This window comes from Alkalicoccus luteus (assembly GCF_052061695.1).
Classification (GTDB): domain Bacteria; phylum Bacillota; class Bacilli; order Bacillales; family Salisediminibacteriaceae; genus Alkalicoccus; species Alkalicoccus luteus.
Window position 1 is genome coordinate 100,628 of the sequence record NZ_JBPZEY010000006.1, and the last position, 19,513, is coordinate 120,140.

Genomic DNA, 19,513 nt, shown 5'->3' on the forward strand with positions numbered 1-19,513 from the left:
TCGCAGCTTAATCGATAAAGGCGCCAATAAAGCGCGGAGATCATTTTTATCGGATACTATTTTAAAAACAGGAAGAGCTTATGCGCGCTTGCGGAATTTTTCCATAAAGCTGCAGAGCGCTTCGACATGCTCCGGCGGGACAGCGTTATAGATAGATGCACGGCAGCCTCCGACGCTGCGATGACCGTTTAAGCCCATAAACCCTTCTGCAGCAGCTTCACGCAAAAACTGCTTTTCCAGCTCTTCATTTTCGAGGCGGAAGGTTACGTTCATGCTGGAGCGTGAATCCTTGGCAGCGTGCCCTCGAAAAAAGCCGTTTGAGCCGTCGATGAGATCGTACAGCATCTCAGATTTCTTTTTAGCGCGCTCTTCCATGCCGATTGCTCCGCCATTCTCCAGAATCCAGTCGGTGACAAGCTTTGTTATGTAGACAGCACCTGTCGGCGGCGTGTGGTAAAGCGACTGTTTATCAGCGTGCACTTGATAGGAGGTAGAAGGGGGGCCATCCTGAGCACTGGCCAGAAGTTTTTTGGAGATGATCACAATGGTCACTCCTGCAATCCCGGCGTTTTTTTGAGCACCTGCATAAGCTAGGTCGATGTTGCTCCAGTTAATGCGGCGGCTGAGAATGTCACTCGACATATCGGCAAAGACTGGAATATCCGTTTGATTATCTGGAATAGTCTGCCACTGGGTGCCGAAAATGGTATTGTTTGTCGTAAGGTGAATATAGGCACTGTTCTCGGAAGCCAGCTGATAATCCGTTTCTGGAATATGCGCGTAGTTAACATCCTTGGAGCTGGAGAGAATTTCCGTGTGTCCAAAGTAAGCCGCTTCCTTTTGTGCTTTTTCGGACCAGGAGCCGCTGAGCACGTAAGTTCCGGTCTGGCCTTCCCGTAAGAAATTGCGCGGGGCCATTGAAAACTGCAGAGTGGCACCACCTTGCAGGAAGAGCACTTCCATATAATCTGGAACCTGTAAAATTTGTCTGATCTGCTCCATCGCCTCGAAATGGATGGACTCGTAAAGCTTGCTGCGATGGCTGAGTTCCATAACAGCAGCGCCACTTTGCTCAAAGTTGAACATTTCATCACGCGCCCTAGTCAAAACTGCCTCGGGCACCGGGCCTGGCCCTGCGTTAAAATTATAAGCTCGTTTCATTGATCGAACCTCCTCGTATAGTGAACTAATAAAGCTAGCCGGAGCTGGAACACTCCGGCCGGTTTACCCATTCATAGCGTCTGCGATATTCTGCGCCATCTGCTGCAGCGTTTCTGTACTGTAGTCGCTGCTGTGTTCTTCCCAGACAGCTTTAAAGCCATCTTCTGAACCGTAGCGCGGTATCAGATGCAGGTGGTAGTGAAACACGGATTGGCCGGCAGGCTCCTTATTATTATTGAGTACGTTTAACCCTTCCGGCTGAAACGTGTCGTTCAACGCGGAAGCAACTGCGGGTACAGCTTTGAAAAGTTCAGCCGCCGTTTCTTCGCGAAGTTCAAACACATCTTTTTCATGATTTTTCGGAATAATAAGCGTGTGTCCCTTCGTTACCTGGCTAATGTCAAGAAACGCGTAAACGTGTTCGTTTTCAAACACTTTTGCAGAAGGGATGTCCCCGTTAATAATGCTGCAGAAAATACAGGACTCATCGGCCATAGTGATCCACCTCTTTTTTAGTAGTAGGAATATTCATATAATAAAAAACAGCTTATCATATTTTCTGACAGGCTGCGAGTTTCGGAGGAGGATTCTTTTCAACTGTACGATGATCAGCTAAGATGAGGAAAGAGGAGGAATGCCAGGTGAGCAATTTACTGCTTGACGTGTCCAGCGTCACGGGAGGCTACAGCAGAACGCGGCCGGTCCTGCACGATTTGGACATGACGGTGAACAGAGGAGAAATCGTCGGACTGATCGGGCTGAACGGAGCCGGAAAAAGTACGACGATCAAACATATACTGGGACTGCTGCAGCCGCATAAAGGAACGATAACAGTTAATGGCAAAACCCTTTCGGAAGATGCGGATGCTTACCGTTCGGGAATCGCCTACATACCGGAAACACCGATTTTATATGAGGAACTGACGCTTTGGGAGCATTTAGAGGTTACGGCGATGGCGTACGGTATTGACGAATCGGTCTTTCAGGAGCGGGCGGAGAAGCTGCTGTCGCAGTTCCGGATGAACAAAATGAGAAACTGGTTTCCAGATCATTTTTCAAAAGGGATGCGGCAGAAAGTGATGATTATGAGCGCTTTTCTGCTGAGGCCTGACTTATATATAGCCGACGAACCCTTCGTAGGACTTGATCCTGTTGGAATCAAATCGTTTCTGGATACGATGGAGCATATGAAAGCAGACGGCTGCGGGATTCTGATGTCTACGCACATTCTTGCCACCGCGGAACGATACTGTGACCGGTTTGTCTTTTTAGATCAGGGCAGGGTTATTATGAAAGGAACGCTGCAGGAGCTCCGAGAGCAGGCAAACATGCCGGGAGCAGCTTTGGACGATATTTATGCAGCAGAGGCGGGGACCGCCGATGCATAACAACCCAATGGAACTGTGGCATGTCCGGCGCCGGGATTATTGGACGCTTGCGATCAAATACCTGCGCTTGATTGGCAACAGCGGCTTTGTGTTCACGCTGTATATCCTCATGCTGTTTGGCTCTTATTATTACGGGCCTTTTTTGGAATGGCTGCCTGAAACGTTTCCTGCAGCACTTTTCTTTGCCGGAGTCTTCACACTTATGACAGTGAGAGGACGGGTACGCACCTTTTTAAAGCCAGCGGACCTGGTGTTCATTTTGCCAATGGAAAAGCGGCTGGACGGTTACTTTCGATCCTCCTATGCGTACAGCTTCGCTATGGAAGTGTTTTGGACGTTGACGCTGCTGTTTCTGCTCACGCCGCTGTTTCTTGACCGGATTGCCTTTGGCTGGGAGCCATACCTCGGAACAGTGGCCGTGCTGGCGGCTGCAAAAGCGTGGAACCTCGCGTTTTCATTTGAAGAGCAAAAGCTGCAGGATCTGCGGGCGTACCGTGCGGGAATCGCTTTTCGTGGAGCAGGAACGTTAATCCTTTTATACGCTGCTTTTGCCGGTCATGCAGCAGCGGTGATCGGGATTCTCGCAGTGCTCTTGCTTTTTTACGCGGCGCTAAGAAAGAAGACGGGGCTGCTGAATTGGGAGCGGGTTATTCGAATTGAAGAAAATATGGTGCGCACCTTTTTTAGAATGGCGGATAACTTCACTGATGTACCGCAGCTTCGAAAGGATGTCAAGCAGAGAAAGCTGCTCTCCATGCTTTTAAAGAACATTCCCTACGGAAAGGAGTTTACGTACCGCTATTTGTTTGGCAGAGCATTGATTCGATCTGGCGATTACAGCGGCATTTGGATCAGGCTGACGGCAGTTGGTATAGTGTTTGTTCTGGCGGTTCACATCACATGGGGCGTCTGGCTCGTCGCTGCTCTGTTCAGCTATATGACGGTGAGACAGCTGGAAACGATGACGTATCATTTCGATACGAATCACATGCTGCCGCTTTACCCTGTTCAGCACAGTGACCGCTATTATGCAGCCGGATGGTGGATCATGCGGGCGGGGATGCTGCAGGCCTTTCTGTTTGGTTTAGCCGCGCTGCCTGATGTTACTGCTGCATTGCCTGCTTTCGCAGCTGCGGCAGCTGTATCTGCCTACTCTGCACGAGTCCGAATGAAGAAAAAGGCTGTCGCCGTATAAAACATGATGAAGAGCCGCCGGTGGTGTACCGGCGGCTCTTCATCGTTCCAACGGGTCAGGCAGTCTCATCTTCTTCATCGTAAAGCTCGTAAAGCTGTCCAAATTCATAAAGTACGAGTCCTGCCAGCACTTCAGCTGCATGAAGCATGGCACGTTCATCAATATCAAACTTAGGGTGATGATGCGGATAGGCTGTTTCCCAATCAGGATTCTTTGCTCCTGTGAAGAAAAAGGCTCCTTTTACTTCCTGCAAATAATAAGCAAAATCCTCTCCGCCCATCTGGGGCACACACTCGTTTACGAGCTTCGTCTGTGAAGCAAGTTCCGCTGTTTCTGCAATTACTTCAGCCTGCTCTTCGTGATTGATGACGGCTGGATAGCCGCGCTCATATACTGCACTGACTTCAGCGCCATGATGATAACCGGTTCCTTCAGCAATCCCTTTAATGCGCTCTTCCAGGATGTCACGAACGCCTTCGTCAAAGCTTCTGGCTGTGCCGATGATTTTTGCCCGGTCTGCAATCACATTATAGGCATTTTTTGACTCGAAATGTCCGACGCTGACGACGGCACTTTCCATCGGATCCACGTAGCGGCTTACGATGTGCTGGAGAGACTGTACGATTTGAGAACCGATTAAGATGGCATCTTTCGTTAAATGAGGCTGCGCTCCATGTCCGCCTTTACCTTGTACGTCAATCGTAAACTTGTCGGCCGCGGCCATCAGGCGGTGCTTGGAATAGTCAATGGTACCAAGTGGCAGGGTCGCCCACAGATGTGTTCCATAAATGACGTCTACTCCATCGAGACATCCGTCAGCGATCATAGCCTGAGCGCCTCCCGGTGCATACTCTTCAGCGTGCTGGTGAATAAAGACGATCGTGCCGGCAAGCTGCTTCTGCCATTTGTTCAGTACTTTTGCCAGGACAAGAAGTTCTGCGGTGTGACCATCGTGACCGCAGGCGTGCATGGCGCCGTCACGCTTGGAGCGGAAGTCCAGCTCGGTCTCTTCGTGTATAGGCAGCGCATCGAAATCCGCACGCAGCGCGACGACTGGTCCAGGCTTTCCGCCCTTTAATACAGCCGTAACGCCCCGTTCCCCAACACCCTCTTTTACATCATGACCAAGCTTCCGGTGGTAGTCGGCGATGTAGGCAGGAGTCTCCACTTCCTGAAAGGAAAGCTCCGGATACTGGTGAAGGTACCTGCGAATTTCCACCATTTCATCAAAATGTGCTTCAAGCTGTTTTTGCATATCGTTGTACATCATTCAGCCTCCATTTCTATGTAGTGATTCCATCATACGTTTTTCAAGAATAAATGAAAAGAATTGTCTGATCCTTTGTCCGCCGTCTTCTGCGCTCTGATAAAGACGATGCAGCAGTATGCGAACTTTTATAGACGAAACTGCATGGCCTGGAATCGGCGAGATGCGGCAGGTAAAACGATCCAAGTCTGTCAGGTTTGATTCTCTATGCAGATGAAAAACGGTGTCTGAGACCGTTGGACGATCCCAGACACCGTTTAAATGCATTAAATAATGTAGTACTGCGAAAGGTAGCCAGCAATTCTGGAGAACAGCCCGGTAAAGAGCATAATTCCTAAAATAACCATGACTCCGCCGCTGATCTTTTGAAAAATGGGCAAAAACTTATTTAAGCTGCGCATTTTATCAAGCGAACGGGCGAACAAAAGACCCGCCAGCAGAAAAGGAATGCCGAGTCCTGCTGAATAAACGAGAAGCAGGAGCATGCCGCCGGCCGGATCCTGCTGGGAGGCCAGCGCCAAAATCGAACCAAGCACGAGTCCGATGCACGGAGACCATCCGGCTGCGAAAACAAGGCCGAACACGACTGATCGCCCGAAGCTGGTCGAACGGCCCGGATTTTTCATACGTTTTTCGCTCATCAGAAAATCGAGCTGAAAAAAGCCGGCCAAGTGCAGACCGAATAATACAATGATAATTCCGCCAAGCTGCTCCAGCAGGCTCTGATGCTGAAGAAACAGTCCTCCGAGCATGGAAGTAGAGGCGCCTAAAGCCAGAAATATGGATGTGAAACCGAGTATGAATCCAAGTGATCGTGATAAAATCAGGCGTCTGTCTGCAGAGACACGGTTCTGCGTGATTTCAGAGCCGGTCAGCTGCGCTAAGTATGCTGGTACGAGCGGGAAAACACAGGGGGACAGAAAGGAGACGATCCCGGCAAAAAGTGCAATCCATATAGACAAAAACGTTAATTCATTAATCATAAATATACTGAGGCTGTACATGTCTCCACCCACTTTCTCAAGTCAATCATACACGAGAAAGAGAGGTGATAACATCCTTGTCACGCAAGTTTCACAAAATGTGCAACTTTCCAGTCTATTCAGCGTATAAACAAGTGTATCAGCAAGGTCTCTCAGGTGATACAATGCAGAATGAGGTGAGCATCATGTGGGGCAGAAGAATTGCCTATACGATTATTTTTATCCTGTCGACTGCGATTTTGGCGGTGACAGGTTATCTCGGTATCATTTTATTTGGCACGTATACATTGGATGAAACAGAGCTTATTCCGGCTGAGACGACGACGGTGGTGGACCGGGATGGAGATGAGCTGGTAAGGCTGTTTGAAGAAAACAGGGAAACCGTCTCTATCGACGACATTCCGGAGCACGTCCAGCATGCATTTATTGCAGTTGAAGATCAGCGCTTTTTTGATCATACCGGTCTTGATTTTCGGTCGATCGGCCGAGCGCTTTATCGTGACATCGTAACGAGGTCTGCGGCAGAAGGGGGCAGTACGATTACCCAGCAGCTCGCTAAAAACGCTTTTTTGTCTCCGGAAAAGTCTCTGCTTCGAAAGACGGAAGAAGCACTCATTGCATTAAATTTGGAGCATCGCTATGAAAAAGAAGAAATTCTCGAACTGTATTTAAACCGTATTTATTTTGGGCATGGTGCTCATGGAGTTCAGGCAGCATCGAGGCTTTATTTTGATAAATCGATCGACGAGCTGGAGCCGCATGAAGGGGCGCTGCTCGCGGCGCTTCCAAAGGGGCCTGCTCTTTATTCTCCTTTTCAGGATATGGACCGGGCAAGAGAACGGCGCAATCTCGTACTCGGGCTCATGCACCGTCAAGACTACTTAACAGCCGAAGAAACGGTGAATCTGCAAAGCAGGACGCTGCCGGAAGAACAGCACAGCATCACCTCCAATCCGGCTTACGACACATTTGTCGACATGCTGCTGCGTGAAATGGAGACACGCTACGGCATCAGTGAGGAGGGAGTGCTGACGGGCGGGTATACGGTTACGACAGCCCTTGATGCAGAGCTTCAGCAGGATTTATATGAGACGCTGACCGCTGGTGAAACGTATCCTGAAAACGATATGCAGGGAGCCGGAGTCCTTCTTGATAGTGAATCAGGAGCCGTAACGGCCATCCAGGGAGGCAAAGAATATACGAGGAAGGGATTTAACTATGCGGCCGCAGCCCAACAGCCGGGGTCGCTCATGAAGCCGTTTGCTGTTTATGCGCCGGCAATGGAGTCCGGCGATTATGAGCCGTACAGTCTGCTGACTGATGAGCTGTTATCCTATGATGGCTATGAACCAAGAAATTTCAGCGGTACTTACAGCGGAGAAGTGACGATGTATGATGCGTTGAAAGACTCGTTAAATGCACCGGCTGTATGGCTTTTAAACGAGATCGGTGTCAATCAGGCCCGTCAAACACTAGCTCAATTAAATATCGAGAGTGAAGACGAAGGACTTTCCATTGCGCTTGGCGGAATGGATGAAGGGATTTCGCCGCTGCAGGCGGCAGCGATTTACCGAGCCTTTGCAGACGGAGGCGTTTATAAAGAGCCATACCTGATTGAGCAAGCAGTTGGAAGGGACGGAGAAGTGATTGAAGGCGAAGCGGTCGAACAAAAGCGTGTGTTCAGCGAACAGACGGCGTGGTACATGACAAGAATGCTGGAAGCTGCTGTAACAGACGGCACGGCCGCCGCTGGCAGCTTCGCTGGCGACCTTGCAGGTAAAACCGGCACGTCACAAAACGCCCGGGACATTTGGTTTGCAGGGTGGACACCGGATATCAGCGGCGCATTATGGATGGGCGGCGGAGCCGACGGAAATTCGTCAAGCAGTACAGCTGCATCTGTATTTAAAGATGTTATCAGTGGCCATACTGGTGAAACGGCATTTGAAAAGCCGGAGAGCGTGGCAGAGCTGGACGAACCTATTCAGATGGCGGAGCTGGGCCCCGTGGAAGCAGAAATGCGGGCAGGCTTTCTTGGGGCTGAAATTGAGCTGTCGTGGCAGGAGCCAGCGGACGAACGCGTCATATTTCATATTTACCGGATTGAGGATGGCGAGCGGGAGCTGCTTGAGGAAGTTGAAGGGGCTTCCAGCTACACGCTGAGTCGTCAAAACTTGTTTTCAACTCACGCTTTTCAAGTCATTCCCTATAACCCGCAGACTCGTGCAGAAGGAGAAGCTTCAAACGTTGTGGAAGCGTCTTGGAATATTTTCTCACGAAATGGCTCCTGATTACAGAAGAAGTGCCTCTGCCATGCTGCAAGCAGGGCTGCAGCTGGCATTCCTGCGAACGTGCAGACAGCAGGCAGTCTGTGCAGGAGAAAACGTGATAAACAGATTGCAATCGTCCGTTTGAACAAGCGGGCGATTTTTTGTGGTGATTGTAAGCCCCCTATTTTCACTCTAACAACCGACTAAATACGGTGTTTTTGTGAACGTCCTACATAATTTCTTTCTTTACGTATGAAAAAGCGTTAAAATGTGAAGCGGACAAGAAGCTCAGAAAAGAAAGTACTATGAGAATGGATGAGGTGTTAGACAGCATGGAACAACAAGATACATTGCTGCGGGCAGCAAGACGGCAGCCGGTAGAACACGTTCCGGTCTGGTATATGCGCCAGGCAGGCCGGTCTCAGCCGGAATACCGTGAATTAAAGCAGAAATACAGCCTGGAGGAAATCACAAAACAACCGGAAACGTGTGCCTGGGTAACCAAGCTTCCGGTGGATCAGTATCAAAATGATGCAGCTATCCTGTACAAAGACATTATGACTCCGCTTCCTGCAATGGGCGTTGACGTTAAGATTAAAGCCGGTATTGGACCGGTCATCTCCAACCCCGTAAAAGGTATGGCAGATGTAGAAGCTTTAACAGAGCTTCAGCCTGAAAAAGATGTGGATTATGTGCTGGAAACAATCCGCATTCTCCGCACGCAGCTCGACGTACCGCTCATTACGTTCAGCGGAGCACCGTTTACGCTCGCGAGCTATATGATTGAAGGTGGACCTTCAAAGAATTACAATAATACAAAAGCCATGATGTACAGCCAGCCAGAGGCATGGGAATTGCTCATGCAAAAGCTTGCAGACATGGTGATCACTTATGGACGGGCACAGATTAATGCTGGAGCCCAGGCTTTTCAGATTTTCGACTCATGGATTGGTGCTCTGAGCCGTGCCGATTACCAGCGCTATGTGAAGCCGGTGATGCAGCGGATTTTCTCCGAGCTTTCCAAGGAGAAAGTGCCGCTCATTATGCACGGTGTCGGTGCCAGACACCTCGCAGCGGACTGGGCAGACCTCCCGCTTGACGTTGTTGGCCTGGACTGGCGCTATCCGATTGCAGAAGCACGCGCAGATGGTATTCAAAAAGCCGTGCAGGGCAACCTTGATCCAAGTGTACTGCTGGCACCTTGGCATGTGATTGAAGAAAAGGCGCGTGATATTCTCGATCAGGGAATGCAGCAGCCTGGTTTTATTTTCAACCTCGGCCATGGTGTGTTTCCAGAGGTCGATCCGGCTGTTCTTAAGCGCCTTACAGCGTTTGTCCATGACTATTCTGCTGAAAAGCTATCCAAATAGGAACTTCATCAAAACAAAAGGGTGATTTGGCATGAAAAAGAAAATGGGTCTTCTAGTAATGGCATACGGAACACCTCGTTCCGAAGAGGAGATTGAGCCGTACTACACGCACATCCGTAAAGGACGCCGTCCTTCAAAGGAGGCGCTCGACGATCTGATTGACCGTTATAGACAAATCGGCGGCATCTCTCCGCTTGCCCGAATTACAACAGAACAGGCGCATGAGTTGAAGAATGAACTGAACCGTCGTTCTAAAGATGTCGAGTTTGTTGTGTATGAGGGATTAAAGCATATTGATCCATTTATTGAAGACGCGGTCCTGCAAATGAAAAAAGACGGTATTGAAGAAGCGATCAGCATTGTGCTGGCGCCGCATTATTCCACATTCAGTGTAAAATCTTACAACGGACGGGCAGCAGAGGAGTCCGAAATGATCCAGGGACCATCTATTACAAGCGTAGAATCCTGGTATAATGATCCGAAATTTGTTTCATTCTGGGCAGACGGAATTAAAAAGGTGCGTGAGCAAATGTCGGAAGAAGAGAAGCAAAACCATTGCGTGATCTTCTCCGCACACTCCCTCCCGGAAAAAATTCTGGCAAATGGAGATCCTTACCCGAAGCAGCTTCAGGAAACAGCTGATTTAATCGCCAAAGAGGCTGGCGTTGAGAACTACGAGATCGGCTGGCAGAGTGAGGGGAATACGCCTGATCCTTGGATTGGTCCGGATGTACAGGACTTGACGAGAGATCTGCACGAGGAAAAAGGCTACGCTGCTTACGTCTACTGTCCTGTCGGATTTGTGGCAGACCACCTCGAGGTCCTTTTCGATAATGACTATGAGTGTAAGGTCGTCACGGATGAAGTTGGAGCCGGCTACTACCGTCCAAAAATGCCGAATGCCGAACCATTCTTCATTGAAGCGCTGGCAGACGTTGTAGAACGCAGACTTTCAGAAGTCGGGAAAGAAGCGTAACCGAATGACAGAGCTGAAAACAGCAGTGATAGGCGGCGGGATAACTGGATTATCCGCCGCCTATTTTCTGCAAAAACAAATTGAACAAAGCGGCTCCGGAAGCTTTGCCTTGTATGAAGCAGGAGAGCGTCTTGGAGGCACGATTCAGACAGAGTACCGAAACGGTTATGTAATCGAGCGGGGGCCTGATTCCTTTCTTACGCGTAAGCGCAGTCTTCACCGGCTTGCAGTAGAACTGGGTCTTGAAAACGATTTGACGACGAATAAGTCAGGCTCTTACATTTACCATAATGGGAAGCTTCACCGCATTCCTCAAGGAGCGGTGATGGGAATTCCGACAGAATGGAAGCCGTTTTTGAAGACGGGTCTGTTTAGTCCGGCCGGAAAGCTGCGTGCTGCGATGGATCTTGTGATTCCAAGAAGAAAAGACAGCGAGGATATTTCTGTTGATGCCTTCTTCCGCCGGAGGCTTGGCTCTGAGGTCGTGGAACATATGATTGAACCGCTTTTGTCCGGCATTTACGCAGGACGTTTGAATGAGCTGAGTTTAAAGGCGACGTTCCCGCAGTTTCTTGAGATAGAAAATAAACGAAGAAGCCTGATTCTAGGTATGAAACAGAGCATGCAGAAGACGGTGCCCGAAGATCCGGTGCTCATTGGAGAATCCCGGAGCCCGGCGAATATGTTTCTAACATTTCGAAGCGGGTTATCGTCTTTTGTAGACAGGCTAGAGCAGGCTCTGCCGGAAGAATCGATTCATCTCGGAAAACGGCTTGAGAAGCTGGAGAAGGTCGGAGATGGCTATGCGCTGTACTTTTCTGATGGGACGATCGATTATGCGGACCGGGTGCTGCTTACAATCAGGCATGATGACGCAGCAGCTCTTTTTGCACATGAACCATTTATGGAGCGCATGTCGAAACAGTCAGCGACGAGTGTTGCAACGTGTGCACTCGCATTCGACGAGAAACAAATTAAAGATAAGCTGGATGGAACCGGCTTTTTAATACCGAGAGACCAGTCATTTACGATGACAGCCTGTACGTGGACGCATCAAAAATGGGAGCATACAGCACCGGAAGGGAAAGCGCTTTTGCGCGCGTACGTAGGCAGAGCTGGAGATGAAGACATTGTCTTTAAGGATGATCGCGTTATTACAAAAACCGTTATGCGTGACTTAAAGCAGATCATGAACATTGAGGGAGAACCGGAATTTTCCGTAGTAACGAGATGGAACCGTGCAATGCCTCAATATAACGTCGGCCACGGTGAAGCATTGACGAATTTGGAAGAGGGTCTTTCTGCAAAGTATCCGGGCGTGCTCGTTTTAGGTGCAAGCTTTCGCGGTATCGGCCTTCCGGACTGCGTCACGCAGGCTGAAAAGGCAGTATCCAAATTATACCAATAAAATAAAGCAAAAAAATAGACCGCCTGTACAGTATGTACTGGCGGTTTTCCACATCGTTGAGAGGAAAATTTGAGAAAGTGGGGGGAGTTGTTTGTAGTATTCCACGTGAGCAGAATCTTAAACATAAATCGCCCCTTTTTCTTATTTTTTATTGCTGCGGTGCTGAATTTCGCCGGCAAGACCGTATAAAGCAATAAAGCTTGCGAAATGAGAACTGAAATCTGTCGCATCCTGCTGAGGATAAACTTCCACAAAATCCATGCCAATTGTACCGAGGGAAGTAATTTCGTGAACGATTTCCAGCAGTTCAAACGAATTTAAGCCATTTCCATCGACCGGACCGCCCGGGTTAAAGGCGTGATCGAGCACATCACTGCAAATACTTAAATAAACGGCATCGGTATTCGCAGAAGCAATGTCATAAGCTTGCCTTGCAGCCTCGCGTGGGTCTCCTAACCGGCGGATATCGTGAATCGTCATCGTGGTTGTTCCATTCGCAGCAGCGTGACGGCCATTTTCCGGCTTATTCCGCGGTCCGTGAATACCCATGTGAACGAGTGATTCATTGACTACTCCTTCTGTTTCATACAGCCGGGCGAAGGGGGCTCCTCTGCCGTATGGGTCTCCATTAGAATGCTCGTTGTTATCGTAATGGGCATCGAGATGAATGATGCCGACTTTTTTGCCAGTCGCTTCTACTAATCCTTCTACGATAGGGTACGTAATACCATGATCGCCTCCGAAAGCAATCGGGTAGGAGCCGCTATGCCAGACATCGGTCGAGAATTGCTTGATTGTCTCCATTGTTTGTTCCGGTTCAGCCGGAGTTACAGCGACGTCACCCATGTCGCCCATTGATAGATGCTCGAAGACATCTAAATGATCAAGCTCTGGAAGATAGCCGCTGTAGCGGCCTGAAGCCAGCCGGATCACCTTCGGCCCGAGCTCACAGCCGGTATAATCTCCCCAGGTGACAGCCCCCTCCCACGGGACCCCGTAAACAATGACATCCATCGCGTCTTTTCGTTCCGGATTCCTGACAAGATTTTCTGAATGAAGAAAGCATGGTGTATTGCCATAAATAAAATCGTCCGCCATGATAATACCTCCTTTAAAAATCTGCTACCCTTCTATCATAAACGTTCTGAGGCTGAAAAGGATACTCATTTCAGCTGCTGCCTGGTTTGTAAACGGAATAGAACGTCATTCTTTACAACTGCAGGCACCCCATTCGTGATAGGTTCTGTCGTTGTCACCAATCTGTGTAATTGCTTTTTAGTGTCCGGAAAGACTCGTGTAACGGTGGGTAACAGGCAGGGTGAACACATCGCACTGCCAAAAGATTGAATTAGAAAACGGGGTTGAAATGTGCTATGATTAGGAGTACTGTTTATCGAGCTATAACGAGCAGGGGGAGTTAGTCGATGCCGAAATACCGCCCGGCAGATGTATTGAAATACAGCCGGCATGACCATATGAACGAACTTCAGATCATAAAAGCCTATGCAGATCTCGGCCACTATGATCGAATCAAGCCGAAAATTGATCAATATATACAACGTGCAGCACAGGAATCGCGCATGACTGCTTTAGCTGTCCCTGACTTTGTCGAGTGGGCCCTGACGTACAATTGGAAATCACCGAAAGCTCCCGTAACGTGGAGCGTTGAGGCGATTGACGTGACGTGGGCAGATATCGAGTCGAATATGCTTGCGAGCGCTGCGGCTTTATTGGACGGGTTAGAGGCTGTGCTCCCGCTTGGACCGGATCATGACCTTTACGGGGAGCTGCGGGGCCCGCAGGACCGGCATATCCTTTTCAGCTACGACGGTGTAAAGCTGGAGCATAGGGTAATAGAGGAGCTGCAGAAGAAAGTAGAGTCCGCTGGCGGAAGCTTGACGGTAGAAAAGACGGATGACGGAGCCATATTTATTATTAAACCGCAAATGGACGAAAGAGGGGACGAATAGATGTTTGTAGATAAGGTCGATATTTACGTAAAGGCAGGAGACGGGGGAAATGGACTCGTTGCGTACCGAAGAGAAAAGTATGTTCCGAACGGAGGTCCTGCAGGAGGAGACGGAGGCCGTGGTGCTGACGTTGTTTTTGAAGTAGACGAAGGGCTTAGGACGCTCATGGATTTCCGGTATCAGCGTCATTTTAAAGCAGACCGCGGTGAAAACGGTATGCCAAAGAGTATGCATGGCAAAAGCCGCCATGCGATGCTTGTTAAAGTTCCGCCTGGGACGAGCATAATTGACAAAGCGACAGGTGAAGTGACGGCAGATCTGACTGAGCATGGCCAGCGTGCCATTATCGCAAGAGGAGGCCGAGGCGGCCGTGGAAATGCCCGGTTTGCCACGCCTTCCAATCCAGCACCGGAAATTGCTGAAAATGGGGAGCCCGGCCAGGAAAAAGAATTGACTCTGGAGCTCAAGCTGCTTGCAGATGCAGGGCTGGTCGGGTTTCCGAGTGTCGGTAAGTCAACGTTGCTCTCTGTCGTGTCAGCAGCGAAGCCTAAAATTGCCGACTACCACTTCACGACGCTTGTGCCTAATCTTGGAGTTGTTGAATCTGGTGACGGGCGCAGCTTTGTCATGGCGGATTTACCAGGCCTGATCGAGGGCGCCCACAGCGGTGTCGGACTTGGCCACCAGTTTCTCCGCCATATCGAAAGAACTCGCGTCCTGATTCACGTGATTGATATGAGCGGGATGGAAGGCCGTGATCCTTATGAGGACTACTTGACGATCAATGCTGAGCTTGAACAGTACAATCTGCGGCTTATGGAACGACCGCAGCTGATCGTTGCAAATAAGATGGATCTGCCTGATGCGGAAGAACATCTTGAACTCTTCCGGGAACAGGTTGGTGAAGACGTGGCAATTTTCCCGATTTCCGCTGTTACGAAACAGGGACTGGAGCCGCTGCTTAGAGCTGCGGTCGATAAAATTGAATCAACACCGGAATTCCCGCTTCATGAAGAAGATCAGGATCAGCGCGTTGTTTATAAATATACGAAAAAAGACGAGCCGTTCGTGATTGAAAAAGAGGATGATGGTACCTTTACAATCACTGGTCATGAAATTGAAACGCTGTTTAAAATGACTAACTTTGACCGCCATGATTCCGTTCAGCGCTTTTCCAAAAAAATGCGTCGAATGGGGATTGACGATGCCCTTCGCAATTTGGGTGCTGAAGATGGCGATACGGTGCGCATACTCGAATATGAATTTGAATTTATTGAATAACCGCTGTATGGTGTGTCTCTCTAGAGTGGACATCCGTTCCCTCCTCGTTTACAATAAGGTTCTGTACAGGAAGGCAGCAGGAGGAGGGACACTATGATACACAAACGGTCGGATCAGTTTTATCTCGTCCGGGAGGATATGCTTTCGGAAGCCATGCTGAAAACAGTGGAAGCGAAGCGCCTGCTGGAGGAAGAATCAGTACGTACGATAAATGATGCGGTTAATCAGGTTGAATTGAGCCGCAGTGCATTTTATAAATACAAAGACGGTATTTTTCCCTTTCATACGATGGTGAAGGAAAAAATTATCACGCTTTCGATTCATCTTCAGGATCAATCGGGATCGCTTTCTCGTCTGCTAGCGATGGTGGCGACGACGGGTGCAAACGTACTGACAATCAATCAGACGATTCCGCTTCAAGGGAAAGCCACGATCACGCTAACGATTGAAACTGCAGCAATGACGATGGATGTGACGAATCTGCTTGAACAAATGCAGGGGCTTGATGCCGTATATAAAGTCGAAGTAGTCGGCTCCGGTGCATAACCGGATATTTCCGATACAATAAAGGATGAAGGAGAGACGACTGTGAAACAGGTTGGTTATCTTGGGCCCGCCGGGTCTTTCACCGAGGCTGCTGCTGCTACGCTGCTGCCGGACGACAAGCGCGTTCCATTTACGACCATCCCGGATACGATGGATGCGGTAGCAGACGAAAAAGTGGAATACGCAGTAGTACCGATGGAAAACGCCATTGAAGGTTCTGTCAATATTACGCTGGATTACTTTATCCACCATCAGCGCATGAATATGGCGGCTGAAATAGAAGCACCAATTGAGCAGCACCTGCTGACTTCAGCTGAAAACCGTAAGGACCTGGCAGCGATCAAAAAAGTGTACTCCCATCCGCAGGCTGTCGCCCAGTGTCACCAGTTTATTCGAGAATGGCTTCCGGAGGCAGAAATTGCCTATACGAATTCAACAGCATCGGCAGCCCGGTACATTATGGAGAATCCGGATGAGCCTGCAGCTGCGATCGCTAACGAAATTGCAGCAGAAGCTTACGGACTGACGGTAGCAGAACGAAAAATAAACGACTACGATCATAACAGAACCAGATTTGTGCTGCTTACCAAGGGAGCGGTTGACTTCGGTCATCCTGCGATTACAGAGAATACGCTGTATAAAACCTCCATGATGATCAGCCTGTCTTCTGACTTTGCAGGAGCTCTCCATCAAGTGCTTGCAGCATTTGCCTGGAGGAAAATCAATCTGGTCCGGATTGAATCAAGACCGACCAAAACCGGGTTGGGAAATTATTTTTTCATTGTTGATGCAGCGATGAAACAGGATCATGTGCTTATCCCTTCCGTGGTGGAAGAGTTGAGAGCACTTGGCTGCGGAGTGCACGTACTGGGCAGCTTCCCATGTTTTACGTGGGAAGAATTGAACGGTACTCGTGCTGTTCCGCAAGTCAAACAGCGCTGAATGCAGTGTAGGCCCGGAAAAGCTCTATTTTCCGGGCTATTCTGCTGATGCAGGTGATTAGCATGATCGATGGGAAAGGGTGAGGAACAGTGGCAGGACACTCTAAATGGAACAACATTAAGCATCGAAAAGGCAGACAGGATGAAAAACGAGGGAAATTATTTACGAAAATATCGAAAGAAATTTATCAGGCTGTTCGAACCGGTGGAGAAAACCCTGAAACAAACCTTGCACTTCGTGCAGCGTTAGATAAAGCAAAACAAGTGAACATGCCGAAGGATAATATCGACCGTACGATTAAAAAAGCAACCGGCGGATTAGATGGTGTGGACTATGAACATGTCGTTTATGAAGGGTATGGTCCAGCGGGTACGGCAGTATACGTGGAAGCTCTGACAGAGAACAGAAATAGAACAGCTGCAGAGATCAGGCTTGCCTTTAATAAAAACGGAGGCAGCCTTGGAGAAAACGGCTGTGTTTCGTTTATGTTTGCCAGGCGGGGAAGATTGATTCTTGAAGCAGAACAGCCGATAGATGAGGAAGAACTGCTGCTGCTCGTATTGGAAGCCGGCGGGGATGATATGCAGGTATCGGAGCAGACCGTATATATCGAGACAGATCCTGCCTCTTTGGACAATGTCCGTGATCAGATGAAACAGCTGGATGGAATCACGATTGCAGAGGCAGAGGCAGCCATGATACCGGACGTTACGGTAGAGCTTGATAATGATAAGGCGGAGCAGGCTGCTGCGTTAATTGAGGCACTTGAGGACAGCGATGACGTGCAGCATGTTTACCATAACGCGGATTTCATGCCTTAAGCTTTCACTGCCCCCTAATCAAGTTGAAAATATGCTAAAATGGAATGTGTGTTCGCAATCACAGAATAAAGGGGCAGAAAAATGATTGAGCATATTACTGGAACAGTTGTACATACAGAAGCAGACACGGTCGTTGTTACGAACAGCGGAATCGGGTATTTGATTCACTGCGGCAACCCTTACCGATATACGCCAGGTACTGAAAATATTACGATCTATACGTATCAGCATGTTCGGGAGGATGACATTAAGCTGTTCGGATTTGCACACCGCGAGGAGCGGCGGCTTTTCGAAAAACTGCTGCAAGTATCAGGTATCGGACCTAAAGGAGCACTCGCGATTGTCGGCAGTGAACAGCCCAAGCTCGTTGTGGAAGCTATTGAACAGGAGGATGCCTCCTTTTTAACAAAGTTTCCAGGCGTCGGTAAAAAAACAGCCGGCCAAATTATTCTTGATTTAAAAGGAAAGGTCGGGGAAATTGTGCCTACACTAGCTGAAGGTCTATTCGCTCCGGTTCCGGCAGCCAGTGACGAGCCTGATGCCCTGACGGAGGCGTGCGAAGCTCTAGCAGCGCTCGGATATACGGACAGGGAAGTGAAGCGGATCCGACCGAAGCTGAAGGAAGAAGAACTGGATTCCACGGACGCATATATTAAAAAGGCACTCAGACTGATGCTGAATGCATAGAAAGGAGCTGAATCCCATATGGAAGAACGAATGATGAGCGGAGATGCCCAGTCGTTTGATTTGTCCGAGGATGCCGTGCTGCGGCCGCAGACGCTGGAGCAGTATATTGGACAAGAGCAGGTGAAGAACAACCTGAAAGTGTTTATTGAAGCTGCCGGTATGCGCGAAGAATCGCTCGACCACGTCTTGTTATACGGTCCGCCGGGGCTTGGAAAAACAACACTTGCAGCCATTATCGCCAATGAAATGGGCGTTCAGCTCCGAACCACTTCCGGCCCGGCCGTAGAGAGGCCGGGCGATCTGGCAGCCATTTTGACGGCGCTTGAACCCGGCGATGTCCTGTTTATCGATGAGATTCACCGTCTTCCTCGCGCGGTGGAAGAAGTACTGTATCCGGCAATGGAGGATTTCTTTCTCGACATTGTCGTTGGCAAGGGACCTTCAGCCAGATCAGTAAAGCTCGAGCTGCCGCCATTTACACTTGTGGGTGCCACGACGAGGGCAGGGATGCTCTCAGCCCCGCTGCGCGACCGTTTCGGAGTAATCAGCCGGCTGGAATATTATAAAGAGCCGGAGCTGAGGGAAATAGTCAGACGGACCGCTGATGTGCTGAAGGTAGATATGGAGCACCCTGCATCTGGTGAAGTTGCCCGCCGGTCACGCGGGACTCCCCGGATCGCGAACCGACTGTTAAGAAGGATTCGTGATTTTGCTCAAGTGAGGGGAGACGGGGTGATATCCGAAGCGATTACTGAAGAAGCGCTGAATCTTCTGCAGGTTGACAGACTTGGACTCGATGAAGTGGACCATAAACTGCTGCGTGGCATGATTGAAAAATATCGAGGCGGGCCGGTGGGAATTGATACGATAGCTGCGACGATCGGTGAAGAGTCACATACGATAGAAGACGTCTATGAACCGTATTTGCTGCAAATCGGTTTCCTGCAGCGGACCCCGCGCGGGAGAATTGTCACCCATGACGTGTACCGCCATTTTGAGATGGAGGTGCCGGAAGAATGACAATCCCAAAGATGCTGATAGCAGCCGGAGTGGTGCTGATTATTGCCGGCGTGCTCTGGCAGCTTGGCGGCCGTGTACTGCCGTTCGGCCGTCTGCCCGGAGATATTGTCATTGAGCGGGGAAATTCTACATTTTATTTTCCGCTTATGACGTCCATTGTTATCAGCGTCCTGCTGTCGCTGATTTTTTTGCTTTTTAGACGCTGATTGATGAAGAAGGAGACAGGAA

The 19,513-nt window shown here is 49.4% G+C and carries 19 protein-coding genes; 14 read left to right on the top strand and 5 right to left on the bottom strand.

From position 1 onward, the window contains the following. Positions 1–78: 78 nt before the first annotated feature. Positions 79–1,161, bottom strand: coding sequence for a 3-phosphoserine/phosphohydroxythreonine transaminase (gene serC / locus ACSZLD_RS09715; protein WP_377910847.1), 1,083 nt, complete (start codon positions 1,159–1,161; stop codon positions 79–81). 63 nt (positions 1,162–1,224) lie between these two features. Continuing rightward, positions 1,225–1,656 (bottom strand): HIT family protein, encoded by a 432-nt coding sequence (locus tag ACSZLD_RS09720; protein ID WP_377910846.1) that lies wholly within the window; start codon positions 1,654–1,656, stop codon positions 1,225–1,227. A gap of 146 nt (positions 1,657–1,802) precedes the next feature. On the opposite strand from ACSZLD_RS09720, the gene ACSZLD_RS09725 reads away from it, so the two are divergent. Both ACSZLD_RS09725 and ACSZLD_RS09730 read left to right on the top strand, forming a co-directional pair. Further along, entirely contained in the window at positions 1,803–2,549 is a 747-nt protein-coding gene (locus ACSZLD_RS09725) for an ABC transporter ATP-binding protein (protein ID WP_444685065.1), read from the top strand. Beyond that, positions 2,542–3,744 (top strand): ABC transporter permease, encoded by a 1,203-nt coding sequence (locus ACSZLD_RS09730; RefSeq protein WP_444685066.1) that lies wholly within the window; start codon positions 2,542–2,544, stop codon positions 3,742–3,744. Before ACSZLD_RS09725 ends, ACSZLD_RS09730 begins: the two co-directional genes overlap by 8 nt. 55 nt (positions 3,745–3,799) lie before the next feature. On the opposite strand, the gene ACSZLD_RS09735 is transcribed toward ACSZLD_RS09730, so the two are convergent. Next, complete coding sequence (locus tag ACSZLD_RS09735; RefSeq protein ID WP_377910843.1) at positions 3,800–5,011, bottom strand: amidohydrolase; 1,212 nt, start codon at positions 5,009–5,011, stop codon at positions 3,800–3,802. 266 nt (positions 5,012–5,277) lie between these two features. Further along, entirely contained in the window at positions 5,278–6,015 is a 738-nt protein-coding gene (locus tag ACSZLD_RS09740) for a cytochrome c biogenesis CcdA family protein (protein ID WP_377910842.1), read from the bottom strand. Between the two features lie 164 nt (positions 6,016–6,179). On the opposite strand from ACSZLD_RS09740, the gene ACSZLD_RS09745 reads away from it, so the two are divergent. The 4 genes from ACSZLD_RS09745 to hemY all read left to right on the top strand — a co-directional run bounded on the left by ACSZLD_RS09745 (position 6,180) and on the right by hemY (position 12,018). Continuing rightward, positions 6,180–8,285, top strand: a complete 2,106-nt coding sequence (locus tag ACSZLD_RS09745; RefSeq protein WP_444685067.1) for a transglycosylase domain-containing protein — start codon at positions 6,180–6,182, stop codon at positions 8,283–8,285. A 311-nt stretch (positions 8,286–8,596) separates the two neighbouring features. After that, complete coding sequence (hemE, locus tag ACSZLD_RS09750) at positions 8,597–9,634, top strand: uroporphyrinogen decarboxylase (protein ID WP_444685068.1); 1,038 nt, start codon at positions 8,597–8,599, stop codon at positions 9,632–9,634. A gap of 31 nt (positions 9,635–9,665) precedes the next feature. Then, a complete protein-coding gene (hemH, locus tag ACSZLD_RS09755) occupies positions 9,666–10,610 on the top strand; it encodes a ferrochelatase (protein WP_444685069.1) in 945 nt (314 codons plus the stop codon). A gap of 4 nt (positions 10,611–10,614) precedes the next feature. Further along, positions 10,615–12,018 carry a protoporphyrinogen oxidase gene (hemY, locus tag ACSZLD_RS09760; protein WP_444685070.1) on the top strand — a complete coding sequence of 468 codons (1,404 nt, stop codon included), beginning with the start codon at positions 10,615–10,617 and terminating at the stop codon, positions 12,016–12,018. 141 nt (positions 12,019–12,159) lie between these two features. On the opposite strand, the gene ACSZLD_RS09765 is transcribed toward hemY, so the two are convergent. Further along, complete coding sequence (locus tag ACSZLD_RS09765; protein WP_377910837.1) at positions 12,160–13,116, bottom strand: agmatinase family protein; 957 nt, start codon at positions 13,114–13,116, stop codon at positions 12,160–12,162. A gap of 326 nt (positions 13,117–13,442) precedes the next feature. On the opposite strand from ACSZLD_RS09765, the gene ACSZLD_RS09770 reads away from it, so the two are divergent. From ACSZLD_RS09770 to ACSZLD_RS09805, 8 genes are all read left to right on the top strand, one after another. Further along, positions 13,443–13,988 (top strand): Spo0B domain-containing protein, encoded by a 546-nt coding sequence (locus ACSZLD_RS09770; protein WP_377910836.1) that lies wholly within the window; start codon positions 13,443–13,445, stop codon positions 13,986–13,988. Continuing rightward, positions 13,989–15,269: a GTPase ObgE gene (obgE, locus tag ACSZLD_RS09775; protein ID WP_377910835.1), complete on the top strand. Its 1,281-nt coding sequence runs from the start codon at positions 13,989–13,991 to the stop codon at positions 15,267–15,269. A gap of 93 nt (positions 15,270–15,362) precedes the next feature. Beyond that, positions 15,363–15,815 (top strand): transcriptional regulator ThrR, encoded by a 453-nt coding sequence (gene thrR / locus ACSZLD_RS09780; RefSeq protein WP_168004866.1) that lies wholly within the window; start codon positions 15,363–15,365, stop codon positions 15,813–15,815. A 42-nt stretch (positions 15,816–15,857) separates the two neighbouring features. Further along, a complete protein-coding gene (gene pheA, locus ACSZLD_RS09785) occupies positions 15,858–16,757 on the top strand; it encodes a prephenate dehydratase (RefSeq protein ID WP_377910834.1) in 900 nt (299 codons plus the stop codon). Between the two features lie 89 nt (positions 16,758–16,846). Further along, positions 16,847–17,578: a YebC/PmpR family DNA-binding transcriptional regulator gene (locus ACSZLD_RS09790; RefSeq protein ID WP_444685071.1), complete on the top strand. Its 732-nt coding sequence runs from the start codon at positions 16,847–16,849 to the stop codon at positions 17,576–17,578. Between the two features lie 81 nt (positions 17,579–17,659). Then, positions 17,660–18,265 (top strand): Holliday junction branch migration protein RuvA, encoded by a 606-nt coding sequence (gene ruvA, locus ACSZLD_RS09795; protein WP_377910832.1) that lies wholly within the window; start codon positions 17,660–17,662, stop codon positions 18,263–18,265. Positions 18,266–18,283: 18 nt separating this feature from the next. Beyond that, positions 18,284–19,285 (top strand): Holliday junction branch migration DNA helicase RuvB, encoded by a 1,002-nt coding sequence (gene ruvB / locus ACSZLD_RS09800; RefSeq protein WP_377910831.1) that lies wholly within the window; start codon positions 18,284–18,286, stop codon positions 19,283–19,285. Further along, a complete protein-coding gene (locus ACSZLD_RS09805; RefSeq protein ID WP_377910830.1) occupies positions 19,282–19,491 on the top strand; it encodes a DUF2905 domain-containing protein in 210 nt (69 codons plus the stop codon). Before ruvB ends, ACSZLD_RS09805 begins: the two co-directional genes overlap by 4 nt. Positions 19,492–19,513 lie beyond the last annotated feature (22 nt).

Bases quoted from the DNA above. Each gene is read 5' to 3' on its own strand.
- ACSZLD_RS09720 (WP_377910846.1), bottom strand. From the start codon at position 1,656: ATGGCCGATGAGTCCTGTATTTTCTGCAGCATTATTAACGGGGACATC.
- obgE (WP_377910835.1), top strand. From the start codon at position 13,989: ATGTTTGTAGATAAGGTCGATATTTACGTAAAGGCAGGAGACGGGGGA.
- ACSZLD_RS09730 (WP_444685066.1), top strand. From the start codon at position 2,542: ATGCATAACAACCCAATGGAACTGTGGCATGTCCGGCGCCGGGATTAT.
- ACSZLD_RS09740 (WP_377910842.1), bottom strand. From the start codon at position 6,015: ATGTACAGCCTCAGTATATTTATGATTAATGAATTAACGTTTTTGTCT.
- ACSZLD_RS09745 (WP_444685067.1), top strand. From the start codon at position 6,180: ATGTGGGGCAGAAGAATTGCCTATACGATTATTTTTATCCTGTCGACT.
- hemH (WP_444685069.1), top strand. From the start codon at position 9,666: ATGAAAAAGAAAATGGGTCTTCTAGTAATGGCATACGGAACACCTCGT.
- hemE (WP_444685068.1), top strand. From the start codon at position 8,597: ATGGAACAACAAGATACATTGCTGCGGGCAGCAAGACGGCAGCCGGTA.
- hemY (WP_444685070.1), top strand. From the start codon at position 10,615: ATGACAGAGCTGAAAACAGCAGTGATAGGCGGCGGGATAACTGGATTA.
- serC (WP_377910847.1), bottom strand. From the start codon at position 1,161: ATGAAACGAGCTTATAATTTTAACGCAGGGCCAGGCCCGGTGCCCGAG.
- thrR (WP_168004866.1), top strand. From the start codon at position 15,363: ATGATACACAAACGGTCGGATCAGTTTTATCTCGTCCGGGAGGATATG.
- ACSZLD_RS09805 (WP_377910830.1), top strand. From the start codon at position 19,282: ATGACAATCCCAAAGATGCTGATAGCAGCCGGAGTGGTGCTGATTATT.
- ruvA (WP_377910832.1), top strand. From the start codon at position 17,660: ATGATTGAGCATATTACTGGAACAGTTGTACATACAGAAGCAGACACG.
- ACSZLD_RS09765 (WP_377910837.1), bottom strand. From the start codon at position 13,116: ATGGCGGACGATTTTATTTATGGCAATACACCATGCTTTCTTCATTCA.
- ruvB (WP_377910831.1), top strand. From the start codon at position 18,284: ATGGAAGAACGAATGATGAGCGGAGATGCCCAGTCGTTTGATTTGTCC.
- ACSZLD_RS09770 (WP_377910836.1), top strand. From the start codon at position 13,443: ATGCCGAAATACCGCCCGGCAGATGTATTGAAATACAGCCGGCATGAC.
- ACSZLD_RS09735 (WP_377910843.1), bottom strand. From the start codon at position 5,011: ATGTACAACGATATGCAAAAACAGCTTGAAGCACATTTTGATGAAATG.